Annotated in this window: 14 protein-coding genes; 12 read left to right on the top strand and 2 right to left on the bottom strand. The window is 46.5% G+C overall.

All coding sequences use genetic code 11. The annotated features are described in order from the left end of the window. The first annotated feature begins 34 nt into the window (after positions 1-34). From NTW12_03090 to NTW12_03035, 12 genes are all read left to right on the top strand, one after another. A complete protein-coding gene (locus tag NTW12_03090; protein MCX5845329.1) occupies positions 35-2,155 on the top strand; it encodes a polyribonucleotide nucleotidyltransferase in 2,121 nt (706 codons plus the stop codon). Continuing rightward, entirely contained in the window at positions 2,145-3,401 is a 1,257-nt protein-coding gene (locus tag NTW12_03085; GenBank protein MCX5845328.1) for a pitrilysin family protein, read from the top strand. Before NTW12_03090 ends, NTW12_03085 begins: the two co-directional genes overlap by 11 nt. 16 nt (positions 3,402-3,417) lie before the next feature. Beyond that, entirely contained in the window at positions 3,418-3,864 is a 447-nt protein-coding gene (dut, locus tag NTW12_03080; protein ID MCX5845327.1) for a dUTP diphosphatase, read from the top strand. Between the two features lie 152 nt (positions 3,865-4,016). Further along, entirely contained in the window at positions 4,017-5,195 is a 1,179-nt protein-coding gene (locus tag NTW12_03075; GenBank protein ID MCX5845326.1) for a homocysteine biosynthesis protein, read from the top strand. A 372-nt stretch (positions 5,196-5,567) separates the two neighbouring features. Next, entirely contained in the window at positions 5,568-5,768 is a 201-nt protein-coding gene (locus tag NTW12_03070) for a helix-turn-helix domain-containing protein (GenBank protein ID MCX5845325.1), read from the top strand. A gap of 55 nt (positions 5,769-5,823) precedes the next feature. After that, on the top strand, positions 5,824-6,090 hold the full coding sequence (locus NTW12_03065) for a septum formation initiator family protein (protein ID MCX5845324.1): 267 nt from the start codon (positions 5,824-5,826) through the stop codon (positions 6,088-6,090). 33 nt (positions 6,091-6,123) lie between these two features. After that, positions 6,124-7,254 (top strand): type IV pilus assembly protein PilM, encoded by a 1,131-nt coding sequence (gene pilM, locus NTW12_03060; GenBank protein MCX5845323.1) that lies wholly within the window; start codon positions 6,124-6,126, stop codon positions 7,252-7,254. Beyond that, positions 7,251-7,799, top strand: a complete 549-nt coding sequence (locus NTW12_03055) for a PilN domain-containing protein (GenBank protein MCX5845322.1) — start codon at positions 7,251-7,253, stop codon at positions 7,797-7,799. Before pilM ends, NTW12_03055 begins: the two co-directional genes overlap by 4 nt. A gap of 4 nt (positions 7,800-7,803) precedes the next feature. After that, on the top strand, positions 7,804-8,493 hold the full coding sequence (gene pilO / locus NTW12_03050; protein MCX5845321.1) for a type 4a pilus biogenesis protein PilO: 690 nt from the start codon (positions 7,804-7,806) through the stop codon (positions 8,491-8,493). Further along, positions 8,480-9,022, top strand: a complete 543-nt coding sequence (locus NTW12_03045; GenBank protein ID MCX5845320.1) for a pilus assembly protein PilP — start codon at positions 8,480-8,482, stop codon at positions 9,020-9,022. Before pilO ends, NTW12_03045 begins: the two co-directional genes overlap by 14 nt. Continuing rightward, positions 9,019-10,764 carry a hypothetical protein gene (locus tag NTW12_03040; GenBank protein ID MCX5845319.1) on the top strand — a complete coding sequence of 582 codons (1,746 nt, stop codon included), beginning with the start codon at positions 9,019-9,021 and terminating at the stop codon, positions 10,762-10,764. Before NTW12_03045 ends, NTW12_03040 begins: the two co-directional genes overlap by 4 nt. Before the next feature lie 187 nt (positions 10,765-10,951). Continuing rightward, complete coding sequence (locus tag NTW12_03035; protein ID MCX5845318.1) at positions 10,952-11,725, top strand: tetratricopeptide repeat protein; 774 nt, start codon at positions 10,952-10,954, stop codon at positions 11,723-11,725. 255 nt (positions 11,726-11,980) lie between these two features. On the opposite strand, the gene NTW12_03030 is transcribed toward NTW12_03035, so the two are convergent. Further along, entirely contained in the window at positions 11,981-15,406 is a 3,426-nt protein-coding gene (locus tag NTW12_03030) for a PilC/PilY family type IV pilus protein (GenBank protein ID MCX5845317.1), read from the bottom strand. Between the two features lie 9 nt (positions 15,407-15,415). Beyond that, positions 15,416-15,869, bottom strand: a 454-nt coding sequence (locus NTW12_03025) for a hypothetical protein (protein MCX5845316.1), incomplete at its 5' end; no start/stop codon positions are given.

Here is a 15,869-nt window from a genome sequence, read left to right as displayed (position 1 = left end):
GAGCCATACATTATCATAATGAGAGGAAAAGTTGATGAGTAATATATTTACTATAGAGTTTGCGGGAAGAAACATTTCCATTAAAACTAACTACATGGCAGGTCAGGCCGATGGATCTGTCCTTGTAACCTACGGTGATACGGTCGTCATTGTAACCGCCGTATCGCTCAAAAATAAGAGAGAAGGCGTAGACTTCCTGCCACTTACGGTCGATTATCAGGAGATGACATTTGCAGCGGGGAAGATTCCCGGAGGTTTTTTCAAGCGGGAGGGACGCCCAAATGAAAGGGAAGTATTGACATCACGGATGATTGACAGATCCATCAGACCTCTCTTCCCCAAAGGCTATTTCTTCGAAACTCAAATCGCGGCGACAGTATTGTCCGTAGATAATGAAAATGATTCTGTTGTGGCAGCTTTACTTGGTGCGTCTGCCGCGCTTGAAATCTCTGATATTCCTTTCAAAGGGCCGATTGCCAGTGTCCGTGTTGGTCGAATAGACGGCAAATTTGTATGTAACCCGTCATCAGATGCTCTGGAGAAAAGCGATTTCAATCTCTTCATCGTTGGAAGAAAAGTCTCGCCCGGTTCAGGAGGTAAGGAATTTGATATTAATCTGGTTATGCTTGAAGGTGAGGCCCTTGAGGCAGAAGAGGATGTAATTATTGACGCCATCAACTTCGGTCTGGAGTCGTTACAGCCGGCCATTGAACTCCAGGATCATATCCGCCAAACCATAGGTAAAGAGAAAAGGGTTGCAGATGCAATCACTATCGATGAAACCCTTTTTGCGAAGGTTGCTGAAGCAGCCACAGAAAGCATGAAAGAAGCCTATTGCATATCAAGAAAACTCGACAGGTACAAAAAACTTGACTGGATAAGGGAAAAGGTCATCAAGGAAGTTTGTGCTGAAGATGACAAGCTCTGCCCTCAGGTAAGAAAAATCCTGTCGGACCTGGAAGATAAAATCGTCAGGAATATGATATTGCATGACAAAAAGAGGATCGACGGAAGATCCTCTGCGGAGATCAGACCGATCAGTGCTGAAGTGGGGATTCTCCCCAGGGTACACGGGTCTGCCCTTTTTACAAGGGGTGAAACCCAGGCGCTCGCCGCCCTTACGCTGGGTACATCTTCAGATGAACAGCGATTGGATTATATAGGCGGGGAAGAAATGAGAACTTTCATTTTGCACTATAACTTTCCCCCTTATTGTGTAGGGGAAGCGCGTCCTGCAAGAAACCCGGGAAGAAGAGAAATCGGACATGGCGCTCTTGCCAGAAAGGCCCTCCTGCCTATTCTGCCTACTGAGGAAGTTTTTCCATACACAATAAGGATTGTCTCTGAGATTATGTCTTCCAATGGTTCATCCTCAATGGCCACAGTTTGCAGCGGTTTACTTTCGCTTATGGATGCAGGCGTGCCGGTAAAGGACATCGTTGCCGGAATTGCCATGGGGTTGTTGAAGGAGGATAATGAAGTTGTTATTCTTTCCGACATTATCGGTGATGAAGACCATGCGGGCGATATGGATCTCAAAGTATGCGGAACAAAAAAGGGAATCACAGCCCTGCAAATGGACATCAAAATTGACGGACTCAATGATGATATTTTGAGAAGGGCCTTATACCAGGCAAGAGAGGGACGGATATTTATCATCGAGAAACTCAGGGAGACGATTGCCGAACCGAGGAAGGATATCTCCAAATATGCTCCACGAATTACAACGATCAAGGTAAAAGCGGAAAAGGTAAGAGATGTGATCGGCAGCGGCGGGAAGAATATCAGGCAGATTATCAGTGAGACAGGTGTTACCATCAATGTGGAAGATGACGGTACAGTGACCATCGCATCGAACGATTCGGAAGCGGCATCGAGGGCATTGGCTATGGTCAAGTGGTTGACTGAAGACGCAGAGATTGGGAAGATCTATCGTGGTATCGTGAAGAAAATTGTTGATTTTGGGGCATTTGTCGAGATACTGCCGGGCACTGAAGGGTTGGTACATATATCGCAGTTATCTAATGAAAGGGTTAAAAATGTAACCGACATCCTCCAGGAAGGTGAAGAAGTAATGGTAAAAGTTCTTGACATCGACAAGCAAGGAAAAATCCGGCTCAGCAGGAAGGATGCCCTGGGTGCCAATGTACAATAAGACGATCCTGGATAACGGCGTTAGGGTCATTTCCGAAGAAATCGATCATGTCAGGTCCATATCCATAGGGGTTTGGGTGCAGAGCGGTTCACGTTATGAAGATCATATTACAAATGGATCTGCTCATTTTATCGAACACATGCTCTTTAAAGGGACGAAAAACAGGTCTGCTTTTGATATCGCTTCGGCTATTGATTCCGTCGGCGGCATAATGAATGCCTTCACCGGAAAGGAACTGACCTCATTTTATATAAAGATACCGGACTATCATTTGGCTATGGCAATAGACCTTCTTGCCGATATTTACGTGAACTCATGCTTTGATGAAGAAGAAATCAGCAAGGAACAATCCGTAGTCCTTCAGGAAATCAATATGATCGAGGATTCACCTGATGATTATATTCATGACTTCTTTGAGAGCGTATTCTGGAATGGCCACCCCTTAGGTCTTCCCGTTTTAGGAACGAAGGATCTTATAGCTACTGTAAACAGAGAAACCCTCCTTACTTTCTTCAATGCACGATACAAGTGCGATAATCTGGTACTTACTGCTGCTGGCAATGTGAACCATGGTGTTTTTGTCAATTTGGTAAATCAGGCCTTCGGATCCATATCAGGAAAAACCCTCAAGTCTCAAACAAACATGCCGGTGGTATCATCAAAAGTAGCCGTACTCAATAGAGACCTGGAACAGGTGCATATGGTCATCGGCGCCCTCGCACCCTCCGTGATAAGTCCTCAAAGATACCCCAGCTTTCTATTGAATGCCATCCTCGGGGGAAGTATGAGTTCCAGGCTGTTTCAGGAGATCAGAGAAAAAAGGGGGCTTTCTTATGCAATTCATTCCTACCTCGCCCCATATATGGATGTTGGGTTTTTAGGCATATATGCAGGAACCGGTGAGGACAAGGTACAGGTTGTCATCAATTTGATTCTTAAAGAATTGAAGCGGTTACGTAATGATCTCTTAACAGAGAAGGAACTTATGCAGACCAAAGAGCTGATCAAAGGAAATTTCCTGCTCTCTATGGAAAGTACTGATAATCGTATGACGAAATTAGCCAAGAATGAAATTATTTTTGGAGAGTACATCCCGCCGGAAGATGTTATTGCCTCTATAGATGCTGTTTCAGCAGAAGACATTATGACTCTGGCCTGTGAAATCTTCAACCCCGACACCATCTCCCTGGTTGCCATGGGTAAGATTGCAGAAAAAGATTTTTCTCTTGAATGGTATGAAGGATAGAATCTAAGTCTCCATGATGGAAGAAATGAGAATACCCATCCAGAGATTGTCGGGTTATGACGACATACCCTTACCCCAATACATGACCGAGCATTCCGCGGGTATGGATATTTACGCAGCTGTGGAAACAGATGAGACACTCCTTCCGGGGCAAAGAAAGATGATCCCCTCGGGTATTGCGATCGAGTTGCCGGTAGGTTATGAAGCACAAATAAGACCACGAAGCGGTCTTGCCATAAAAAATGGTGTGACGCTCGTTAATTCTCCGGGAACCATCGATGCAGACTACCGTGGCGAAATCGGCATCATCATGATTAATCATGGCGAAATGCCTTTCGTCATCAGGCGGGGTGACCGTATCGCACAGATGACAGTTCATCGTGTGTGCAGAGTTTCATGGATACCATGTCAGCGGCTTGATGCAACCCCAAGAGGGGATGGAGGGTTCGGTCATACCAGCTGAAAACTCTTGGACAGGATTTACTTTACAGTAGTTCCCCTCAAATTTTCCCTGGATTTCTTTTTCAAATAAATATATCAAGAAAATCCTTCTCCAATGGATTTTGAAACCTTTGCATAGCGTAAAAAGGCTTCAAGCATGAGGATGGGCACTTCATGAAGAAATTAAGAGTAAATAAAACATACAGAGAGATCAATGAGAAGATCAAACAGGGAAAGGCCGTTGTTGTAACAGCTGAAGAAATGATTGATATTGTTGAGAGACATGGTCATGTCGAAGCAGCGAGAAGGATAGACGTCGTCACAACGGGAACATTCGCTCCCATGTGCTCATCAGGCGCCTTTCTGAACTTCGGCCATACCTCTCCGAGAATAAAGGTCTCGAAAGTCTGGCTGAACGACGTACCGGCCTACGGAGGTATCGCTGCAGTGGACTGTTATATAGGCGCGACGGCGATTGCCGAAGGGGACCCCCTCAACAGCGTCTATCCGGGAGAATTCAATTACGGAGGCGGACATGTCATCGAGGATCTGGTGGCAGGCAATGTGATCAGGCTGCGTGCGGAGGGTTACGGAACTGATTGCTATCCAGCGAGGAAATACGAGAAGAATATTACGATTAACGATTTACGAAACGCCATTCTCTGCAACCCACGGAACGCCTATCAGAACTACAGTTGCGCTGTTAACATGTCTGACAAAACAATTTATACCTATATGGGGATATTGAGACCCCGCATGGCCAATGCCAATTATTCGACATCGGGACAGTTAAGTCCCCTATTTAACGATCCCTATTACATGACAATCGGCATCGGGACGAGAATCTTTTTAGGAGGAGCCCAGGGTTATATAGCCTGGCATGGCACCCAGCACAGTCCCAATGCAGCCAGAGGCAAAAACGGTGTCCCAAAAGAGGGTGCGGGAACGATTGCAACCATAGGAAACCTCAAAGAGATGAATCCCGGCTGGCTTGTCGGGGCCAGTATGCTCGGATATGGGGTTTCTCTGTACGTCGGTATAGGCATCCCAATACCCATTTTGAACGAAGATATGGCACGGTACACCTCTGTTAAAGATGAAGATATATATACACAGATCTTCGACTACGGTATGGATTATCCGAAAGGTGGTGTTCTCAAGAGTATCGGGGAGGTAAGTTACAAGGAGCTTCACTCGGGCGAGATAACACTGCACGGTAATAGAGTTGTTACTGCGCCACTCTCCAGTTATTATAAAGCAAGAGATATTGCGCACATTCTCAAAGAGTGGATAGAGCGGGGAGATTTTTTTCTCGGGGAACCGCAGCAGAATCTTCCTTCCGTCACTTCATAGAATCATATTCTTTGCGAAAACTGCCCGAATACCCTGCCTTATAGGCGGGGATAAATGGTCTGGTTGGTAGTTTTCGTAAATACTTAAAGGTCCTTTTTCCCTTTACTATCAATTTGTATTCAATAATAAGTGATGTCGGGCGAGACGCCCAACCCACCCTGGGGTAGGACAGGCGGGACGCCTGTCCATAATTCTGTAATATTAATGAACGAAATATGATTGGATTGGTATAATGATGTCACCATTTTTGATTAATATTAGTTAATATTAAAATATATTGTATATGAGTGATATTTTTTACTTGACATTGTTAACAATTAGTATAATAAAGGAGCCATCAAGGCGATATTGTTCACATACATCAGAGCAGATATGACAAAAAACAAAGTAAAACAGTTTCGTGAAGCTATTCCTCTAAGCATTGCCGAACTTGCAAGAAGGGCAGGATTAGCTCCTCAAACCGTCACCAAGATGGAAAAGGGATTGCCGACACGGAAATACTCCGAATTAAAGGTCGCAAAGGCATTACAGAAAAAATATAAAGACGTTTTTTTGTCAGACGCAGAGTCTTAGTTTGTTTTTTACAAATAAAGACCTTTTTGCAGATAGGCAGGAACGAACAGTTCGAATGAAAGTAGGCAGATATCTAATCATGTTCGTCTTTCTGATGAGTATGCTCATCATTTTTGGGAAAAGGGGACTGATCGACAACTACACGATGAAAGAACAATTGTTGGCTTTTAAAAAAGCAAATAATGACATAACATTAGAAAATAAGGAATTGAATAGAAAGGTCATGTTATTGAAAAGTGATCTCCACTATATAGAGATGGCGGCGCGAAACGAACTAGGAATGGTCAGAAAGGGAGACCTCGTTTATCGATATTTGAAATGAACATGGAAGAGAATACCCAGGCACGGTGGTCCTATGTTAGACATTAAAAATCTGTTCGCACGTGGTAAAAAGATGATCGGGCTCGATTTCTTAAAGATCGACCTGTTGCCGGGAAGTAAGCAACTGGTTGGGCTTGACATAGGATCTAGTTCTATAAAACTTGCTGAAATACAGGAAACCCCAAAGGGATACATTCTTTCCCGGTTTTCCCAAATGCCCCTGGAAAAGGGTGTAATCGTCGATGGTGTGCCCGTGGAGCAGCAGGAATTGGCCTTGAAAATTAAAGAACTGTTCAAACAATCCGGGTGCAAAAGGAAGGAAATTGTAACCTCTATTTCGGGACACTCCGTTATTGTAAAAAAAGTAAACTTTCCCACGATGGATGAAGGAGATTTGCGTGAGCTGATAAAAGATGAAGCAGGCAAATATCTGCCTTTTGATGACATGGATGCAGTGAGCTACGATTTTCAAATCCTCGGTGAAAATGAATTCAATCCCAATCAGATGGATGTTATTATTGTGGCATCGAAAAAAGATATTGTCACTGGTTATACCGATGCCATACAACAGGCGGGATATTTACCTGTGATTATGGATGTGGATTCCTTTGCACTCGAAACCATGTATGAAGAGAATTATGAATTTGAAGAGAACGAAATTGCCGTACTCATCAATATCGGAGCGAGTATCACGAACATAAACGTCCTCAAAGGCGGCGCTTCCATCTTTACCAGAGATTTTACTCTCGCGGGAAATTCCATAACGGAAGCGATTCAGCAGAAGATGGGGGTGACATTTGAAGAGGCGGAAAGAATCAAAATCGAAGGTCCCGGCGGCGGCGAATCGGCCGAAAGAGAATTCCGAGAAAGCCTCCTTTCTCATGCCGAACCTATCTGTGCAGAAATTGAGAGGTCTATCGATTATTTCAGGTCGACTTACGGAGGGGAATATATAAAGCATATTCTCCTTTCCGGCGGAAGTGCAAAAATCCCCGGTATCGTAAACGACTTGACTCAGAGGCTCGGTGTTGAAGCAGAAATTGCGAATCCTTTTAGAAAAATCGGTTACAATGAAAAAGCCATTGATCCGTCAACAATTGAAGATATTGCACCAATCGCCTCAGTCGGAGTAGGGCTGGCACTAAGAAAAGTAGGTGACAAATGATCAGAATTAATCTTCTTCCCTATCGGGAAAAGGAAAAAAAGGAGGATCTGACACGCCAGATTGTGATCATTGCCCTTGCCTTTGTGGGTTTTCTCCTCATTATTGGCTCTGTTCATCTTTATTTCTTTATGAGTATCGGAACACTCGAAAAAAATATAAAAATTCAGGAAGATAAGCTCGCGTCTCTGACGAAAATCATCGGCGATATAGAACTGTATAAGAACGACAAGGCGATCCTTGAGAAAAAACTAGCCATCATCAATAACCTCGAAGAAAACCGTCTGGCGCCCGTTCGTATGCTGGATGAACTAACGACGATGGTTCCTATCAAGGATGTCTGGCTTGAAAAACTATCTGAGAAGGGTGCAGATATCACTATTGAGGGTATAGCAAGAAGCAATATTGCCGTTGCACACTTTATGAAAAACCTGGCAGGTTCCACCTTTATCAAATCGGTCGATTTGGTATCCACCAAGGAAAAAGAGATCTCTGGTGTTAAACTGCAGCAATTTGTAATATCGTGCGTGAAAAAGAAGGGATTGTAACTCCATGGCTATCACCCTCGACGACATCAAAAAGATGCCTCCAAAACGTAAAGGACTGATTATCCTCGTATTTTTCTTGCTTTTAGGGGGTATTGATTATTCTCTCTTTTTGCAATCATCTATAGAGACGAAAGGAACTCTTGAAACGAAGTTATCTGAGATTCAGGTGCAGGTTACAGAGAAAGAGCGCCTGGCGGCTCAAAAAGAAAAGTACGTAAGAGAAGTTAATGCCCTGCGGGAAACACTACGGATAGCCCTGACAAAACTTCCCGATCAACGTGAGATACCGGGTCTCTTATATGCTGTTGCGCAAGCGGGAAAAGATTCCGGCATCGATTTTATCTTGTTCGAACCAAAACAATCTGAAAAGAAACCCCCGGTGACACAACCGGCTGGAGCAAAACCGCCCGACAAGAAAGCCCCCGATACCAAAGGAGCTGCGCCAAAACAAGTTGAGGAAAAATTCTATGACGAGATTCCTGTTAAGGTAACGGTCACCGGCGGCTTTCATAGTATCGTTGTTTTTTTTGAGAAGGTTGCGAAGCTTCCCAGGATTATCAATATTGAAGATATCTCCATGTCGGACGGGAAGGATATAAAAGGGCGGGGACGGTATATAAACACGTCCTGTATGATTAAAACTTACATGTTCCTGGAAAAACTCGATGAGAAAAAAGCTGATGAAAAAAAATAGAACTGCAGCTTGCATAACAATAATACTTCTGGCTTTGATCGCTCTACTATGGGCATCAGAGATTACCGCTGCCGATCCAAAAGCGGCAGGTACTAAAGGGACTGATGTAAAGGCGGTGGAAACAAAGGCCGCCGATTTGAAGACAGCCCCCGCATATAAATACAATCCTGTCGGAAAGGTGGACCCTTTTAAACCTTTCATAGATAAGGAGATCAGCGCTAAAAAGAAGCTGGAAAAAGTACAGCCCCTTCCCATATTCCCCCTGCAAAGGGCGGGTACTGATCAATTCAGGCTTGTCGGTATTGCAGGTGATGAGTCTTCCAAAATAGCCATTGTCACAGATGTTAAGGGCAAATTCTATCCCCTTTATTTGGGAACCGCCATTGGTCTACACGGTGGCAGGGTAGTGGGGATACTCGCAGACCGAGTCATCGTCGAAGAAAAGATCAAAGAAGGGGATGCCAGAAAGACGAAGACAAAGAGAATCACGATGAAGCTTCGCAAAGAAGAAGGTGAGGAAAAACCATGAAAAAGAAACTACCATGGATTGTATTCTTGATTGCTTTTGTAATGTTTTTTAGTAACGTCGAGTACGCAGGGAGCGCGCCGCCGGAGGCGACGAATCCCCCTGAGGTTTCCGCGCCTCAGGTACAGAAGACAGACTTCGGATACCTGGAAAACATTACCTTTGAAAAGATAAAAGGCAAAGAGCGCATCACCATCGTCGTATCCAAACAATCCGGTGTTACTATCGAAGCCCTGGCGGGTAATGCCGTGGTGGTAAAAATGGCAAATATGTTTGTGCCTGGGGAACTCAAGCGACCTTTAGGTGAGGGGAAGCTTTCCAATGTAATCAATGCCGTTCCGTCCCAGAAAACAACCGAAGGTCAGAACTGGGCCCTCATCACGATAGCGTTAAGAGAGCGTGTACCTTACAGTGTCAGTCAGGCGGGGCAGAATGTCCTTATTGATTTTAATACAGGCAGCATCGAGGGCAAAATGCCTGCAGCCGATCAAAAAGCGCCGGGGTTTTCCACAGAAGTAGTAACCAAAAAGGAGACGGGCCAGACCGTCGAAAAAGGCACAGGCCCAACGAAGTATGCAGGTCGTAAGATATCCCTTGATTTTCAGGATGCACCTATACGGGCCGTCCTGAGATTACTCGCCGAGGAGGGAGGAATCACTATTGTCTCCGGTGATGATGTCAAGGGAAACATGACTGTGCATATGAAAAAGGTCCCCTGGGATCAGGCCCTTGATACCATTTTGGATGTCCATGGTCTTGCTAAAAAGCAGATGGGCGATGTTATCAGTGTCGTAACCTACGAAAGAATGAAAAAAGACGAGGCTGACAGGAAGTCGGGCGAAGAAGACCGTCTCAAGGCGGAGATACTTTCCAAAAAGGCAGAGCAGGAACGATTGGAAGAAAAGGGGAAACTGCGGCAGGTATCCATAGAAGCGAAAATCATAGAGGCAACGGATGAATTCGTCAGGAACCTCGGTGTTACATGGGGAGGCGTGTCCTACAACAGGGCCGGCGATTATTCCTATGGGTTGACTGCGGGAACAAACACGGTTCAATCTCGCGGCATGACGTGGGGGTATCCGTCCGCTATTCCATTTCAAACCACAGATGGAAAAGTAATACAGTCTGCTGCTCTCAATTATCCGGCGTCAATCGCATCGCCTACTTTCGGTCTCATACTGGGAGGCGCCAATGCCGTTCTCGAAGCCCAGATCGCGGCTCTTGAAACTACGGGCCAGGGGAAAATCATTTCATCACCGAAGGTTACTACCATGGATAATGTAAAGGCAACCATCAAACAGGGTGAGGAGGTTCCCTACATTACCATAGATAAGGACGGAAACAGGAGTATTACCTTTAAGGAAGCCGTCCTGAGACTGGATGTCAAGCCGAAAATTACGCCCGACGATACTATCTCAATGGAGATTAAAGCGACAAACGATTTTGCGGACTATACAAAAGCCGCCCAGTTATCCGGAAATCCTCCGATAAATAAAAGCGAGGTAGAGTCTAAAATTGTCGTTCAGGATGGAGATACGATTGTCATCGGGGGAATATTAAAGACTTCAGAACAGACGTCAGAAACAGGTATCCCATGGCTCTCCAAAATACCGGTCTTGGGGTGGTTGTTCAAATCTGAAGCAACCACGAAAAAAAGAACTCAGCTCATGGTTTTTATCACCCCAAAGATCATAAAAAGCGACACTGTGGGAGAAAAATCCGAAAAGCCAAAAGGAGGGGGATAAGACCTTCACGTTTCTTTTTTACCAAATAACCAATCGGCATTCTTCTTTTTTCTCCTGCCAATGGCGGGAGAAAACATCACTATGAAAAAGAAATCGAAAGTTGCCTTTGAGGGAAACCGCCTACAAAGAGACTCCCGCAAATATATCATTCCTCCGACAACCATAGTTAAGAAATTTAAATCTAAATATGATCAATTTAAAAATACTTAGATACGCTGCTGTCATGGTATTTCTTCTTACCGTAACGGCATGTGCAACGAGCCCTTGGAATCAGGAACAGGCAGATTCTCACCTGAATATCGGGATTGCCTATTTAGGATCTGAACGCACCAATGATGCATTAAAGGAATTTTTACAGGCGGAAAAACTCGCGCCAAAGGACCCAAAGATCCATTATCATATCGGCATGTCGTACTACAAAAAAGGGCTCAATGATAACGCTGTCAATGAATTCAAGAAGGCATTGTCGTTAAGGTCCGATTATTCGGAGGTTCATAATTTCCTGGGGGCAATCTATCTGGAAATGGGGCTCTGGGATAATGCCATAGAATCATTTAAAAACGCGCTTTCCAATATTCTCTATGAAACTCCCGATAAAGCGCTGTTCAACATGGGTATGGCCTATCATGGAAAGAAGGATTACCCGAAGGCCCTTGACACGTATCAGGATGCGAAAAACAGGAGACCGACTACGGTTCCTCACCCCCTGATAGACCTTCACATGGGGATAACCTGTTATGCCCAGGGGAATTTTGAAAAGGCGGTTCACTATTTCAAGGCATCCTCGAAGGCGGCTCCATCCTTATTAGAATCCCGCTACTGGTTAGGGCAGTGTTATATTAAGCTGCATGATGCGGAGAAGGCCAAGGCGGAGTTCAAGGCCATTATCGGAATAACACCGGATTCGGAACTGGGAATCGCAGCCAGAAAAAGCCTCGATGCCATTGAGCCAAGGCGTTAAAAAGAGCAGGCCGCAAACACCCGCTTGCTCTGAGTTTCCTTCCGCTCTCTTCTTTAGCAACTTTATCAATTGAACTCTGTCGCAATACGCCTCTCGTCATTTCAATCCGCACTCTCTCCTGTCGTGGAAACATGCGTTCCAGGGGAGGTATCCCATACCATATGACTGCAAAAAAATCCTTCGGTCATTCTGTATTGGAATGGCCGAAGGATTGATTTGGGGAAGTGAGTCTCGCCTTTCTTGATAATGTGCTTTCTATTGAATCCGATTATCTTTCCAGTAAAGGATGTCCGTACGAGTGCCTCCTCCTGGAGGATTAAATTCTACTTTTTGCGTGCTTCCGCTAATTCCCCCGCCGCCGCTTGTTGTTACATAGATATCAGATCCTCCCCCTCCCGGCTTCTGCGAAATAACAGGCGCGGAGGGTATCCCGGTCCCAATGGACATACTTCGTCCACCGGGGAATGCGCCGGCCCCGGAGGTATACCATAGGGCATAGAGGTACGCAGATCCGCCCTGGTCGCAGGAATTGGTCGAGGTGGTGGGTGTGAACGTCGTAAAATACACCACTCCGCCAAATACGGTGGGATCGGCTAATATCTTCTCTCCCGTTCCCGGCAAGGTAATAAAATAGCCCTGATTCGTGGAATTTGCGTTATCGTACGTTGCGGTCAATGCTGAGATATTATCCATATTGCTTGTACTATACATCGAGGTACCGTTGTCCTTTAAGGCAAATAACGTACCCTGTCCGGTACTGTTGGTAGGATCAACCTTGCTCCCCGTGCCCCAGTAGACCCAGAGATTCCCCCCCCCGTCTTTGGCAACGGCTGGAACTGTGTAGACGGGCTGAACGGGGGTGGGACCCGCAAAGAGCCGATCCCCTGTCCAGGTGGAGGCACCGCAACCTCCCGGCTGAGCAGACATATACGCTGTGCAGAATTTAAAACGCCATATGTTCCCACCGAGGTCCCCTATGTAAACTCTATCGATGAAACCATCGTTATCCGTATCCACAATGGTAGCAGAAGCCGGTATGCTGTATTTCATATTCGAATTCGCCTGAGTGCCACCCGGCGTCATCGTATAGCTCCAGAGGATCTGTCCATCACTTAAATCAATGATGAAAAATCCCTTCCCTCTCGTGTCACATATGCCGACTGTGCAGTCTGCTCCGTTGTAACCGGCTCCGACAAGCCCGACCCATTTTTCCTGGTTGTTGATCCTGACCCTGCCGGTCATCACCTTGCCCCACGGATCACCAAGGTAGGGCGCATGCAATGAATTGATTCCGGTGTTGCCGCCAATGTGCCACTTGTACGTCGGAGTCAGCGTCTCGGTGACATCAAGCGCGTAGTAGCCGCAGTAATACTCATAAGGTGGTGTGGCAGATGCATTGTAGATCGAATTAAAGCCGGAGTCACACGTTGACGAGGAGCTCCATAAATTGGGAGAGCTGCCCCTCCCTTCCCCGAAAATCAACATCGTTCTCCACTCAGAAATTAATTTGACTGTCCCGTAACCTGTGCCCAGCCAGACGTCGGCGACCGTTATCGGCCCATCAACAAAATATTGGTGGGTAAGCGCCGTGGGATGAGCAGTATGGGTTATGTTTTTCAGCTTCGGCAGGAGATTAGGCGGTATAAAGCTCCATGCCTCCGACATATTGTTCGTTTTGAATGCGTGCAACTGGCCGTCGTTTGCCCCCACAACGATGATGCGGTTATCATTACCCGGAGACGGACAGGCAGAGGCGCGGCAATTATTTTCCCGGTACAAACTAAAAGCATGACTTGTATCGCGGATGTCGTCGAAGTAGGCCGAAGGCGTTCCTACGGTAATCGGCGATGACCGGAACACATCTCCCAGCTTAAAGACAGTGCTGCCGGTGCATGTAATCGTGACAGGTACATCTGTGCAGTCCGGGTTATAGGCAGGATTACCCCGGATGTAACCGATAACCTCATTCCGTGATGATGTTGCCGTAGTGGTGAATCCAAAATAACTGGGGTCTATATTTTGTGCGATAGTAAAAGTTGTCAGCGTACTGTTACTGGTGCAGCCGACACAGGTATATATTTTCCTTGGGTCAACTGTATCATCTCTCGCCCGGAGCATATCCGCCGCATCCACGAATGTAGAAGTTACTACTTCCCCGGTAACGCTGTCTATGCTATACTTTTTTAAATGCCCCTGCCAGAAAGGATCATTCGCGACGGGTTTGAAGGAAGCCTCATAGATATAATTTTCATCCGCGGTCCGGGATGACTGTACGGAGGCCTGGGTGAAGGAGTAGGTTGCCTCGCGGACAATATTGATTGCCGTTTTCAGGGCCGCATTCAGTTGATCGGCGTCAGCAGCGATGAAGGCATACCCAGACAGATTTCTCATATATGTGAGCGAGGCGGCAACGGGATCTATCCCCGAAAAGCCGGGGTCATTAGAATTGGCGCGATAGTTACTGGTTGAATGTCCGGGGCAGGTTGTAGGATTTGTACAATAGGGAGCGGTGGAGTCATAGCAGGCTGCCGTTGCCGTTAAACTGTCGGTAGCGCATTGGGTCACGCCGGCCGGATAGCATGCGGTGGGATTCGTGGATAGATTGCAGCATGGGGCGGTGACAGGGGGGGTTGCGTTGGGATCGCAGCCTATAGGGATATTGTAGGCGGTTGTGCCTCCCAAGTAGGACCAGTTGGGTGTATTGGGATCGTCCGTTCTTCCATAATAGGCCATCCAGTTGAGGGTGTTCTGGAGATAGGGGGGCATGGTGGAACCGAAGCCGATGACAAAAAGCTGGTACCCCGCGTCGGCTAATGCCTTGGCCCTGGCTACAGACTCCCTTCTGTTTTTATACCGGTGATCATCACATTCCGTACCGTCCGCGCCGCAGCCAAGCGTATCTGACCCGTCGGTAAGCAGGATAATGAATTTCTTGCGGCAGTCCTTGGCAGGATCAATCGCCTTGTGGGCGTCAAGGTAATTTTTCGCCTCAGAAAGACCCCCTGCCAATGGCGTTCCGCCGGTTGCCGTTGCGCCGTTGACACAGCTTAAAGCGCCGCAGCTGCTCCCGCTTGTAATGGAACAGCTCGTCGCATTATTACAATAGACAGAACTGTATTTGGTGTCGATTTCTTTAATTACCCTGATACACCCGGTGACATTACTGCAGTCTGTGTTGCAGTTGGTCTTGGAAGTGCTGCAGAATCCCCCGCTGCAACCGGTACCGGTACAGTACGTGTAATTTGCCGTGCATGACGTGCTGCGAGCATAAGAGTATTCAGTGCCCGATGAGCAGTTGCGATACTGCATGTACCCTATCCTGACCCCGAGGCTGCCTTCATCCGATGAAGTAATCGTATTATCATTGTTATCATCGAGGATACTGAAAATTGCCCGTTTGGCGACGGCAAGACGGCTGCAGTTCGTTGTATGTGTGCTACCGGAGGAACTATAAAAAGTCCCCGAACATGAAGAATTTCCCCAAATATCGGTATCGCCCGCCGGGTTCCAGACCATGCTCCCTGAAAGATCAAGGATAATCATTGCATCGGGGCTTGTGGATGTACTAAACAGCGCTTCCTCGCCGGGGGGAGGCGCCTGAGCAGATAAAAGCCCGGGGAAAAATACACTACTACATAGAGCAATGCATAGAAGGAATGCATAAACCTTCCTGGATTTCATATAACCTCCTTATTGATATGGTCCCGGGCCCGGAACGGGGCCGTATCCCATTCCCACACCCACTGTTACCTGCGTGCTATACTCCGCGTTTCTTCCAACTACCGTGGTATCATACCGTTTCATTTTCCATCCCACTGCATAACCTCCTCCTGGCGGGTCTATCAACTCAGGACCCCTCGTTGGAAACGCAACAGGATAATTAATAGTATAACTGGATTGGCCATCCGTCCTGTTAACTGTTATCGGGGTAGTGGGGGCGGTCTGGGGATTAAACTGCTGTGAAAGGGTTTGCACGCCTTGTTCTACGGCAGCAAGAGACCGCTTGTCGCCAACAATTTTTGTGCTCACCTTGATGTCCTGTGTTGAAAGAGAAATCACCAGCATTCCGAGTGCGAGCAGGATCAAGCAGGCCATAATAGCCGCAACGAGGGCAAATCCCCCTTCAGAATTTTTCAAGCGTAAC

Source organism: Deltaproteobacteria bacterium (assembly GCA_026388545.1).
In the GTDB taxonomy this organism is placed as follows: Bacteria; Desulfobacterota; Syntrophia; order Syntrophales; family UBA2185; genus JAPLJS01.
The sequence above is the reverse complement of the archived record's forward strand: the minus strand, read 5'-3'. Positions and strand labels throughout refer to the sequence as shown.

Coding starts and splice junctions, on each gene's coding strand:
- NTW12_03075 (MCX5845326.1), top strand. CDS start 4,017: ATGAAGAAATTAAGAGTAAATAAAACATACAGAGAGATCAATGAGAAG.
- NTW12_03040 (MCX5845319.1), top strand. CDS start 9,019: ATGAAAAAGAAACTACCATGGATTGTATTCTTGATTGCTTTTGTAATG.
- NTW12_03085 (MCX5845328.1), top strand. CDS start 2,145: ATGTACAATAAGACGATCCTGGATAACGGCGTTAGGGTCATTTCCGAA.
- NTW12_03030 (MCX5845317.1), bottom strand. CDS start 15,406: ATGAAATCCAGGAAGGTTTATGCATTCCTTCTATGCATTGCTCTATGT.
- NTW12_03065 (MCX5845324.1), top strand. CDS start 5,824: ATGAAAGTAGGCAGATATCTAATCATGTTCGTCTTTCTGATGAGTATG.
- NTW12_03035 (MCX5845318.1), top strand. CDS start 10,952: ATGATCAATTTAAAAATACTTAGATACGCTGCTGTCATGGTATTTCTT.
- NTW12_03090 (MCX5845329.1), top strand. CDS start 35: ATGAGTAATATATTTACTATAGAGTTTGCGGGAAGAAACATTTCCATT.
- pilO (MCX5845321.1), top strand. CDS start 7,804: ATGGCTATCACCCTCGACGACATCAAAAAGATGCCTCCAAAACGTAAA.
- NTW12_03070 (MCX5845325.1), top strand. CDS start 5,568: ATGACAAAAAACAAAGTAAAACAGTTTCGTGAAGCTATTCCTCTAAGC.
- NTW12_03045 (MCX5845320.1), top strand. CDS start 8,480: ATGAAAAAAAATAGAACTGCAGCTTGCATAACAATAATACTTCTGGCT.
- pilM (MCX5845323.1), top strand. CDS start 6,124: ATGTTAGACATTAAAAATCTGTTCGCACGTGGTAAAAAGATGATCGGG.
- NTW12_03055 (MCX5845322.1), top strand. CDS start 7,251: ATGATCAGAATTAATCTTCTTCCCTATCGGGAAAAGGAAAAAAAGGAG.
- dut (MCX5845327.1), top strand. CDS start 3,418: ATGGAAGAAATGAGAATACCCATCCAGAGATTGTCGGGTTATGACGAC.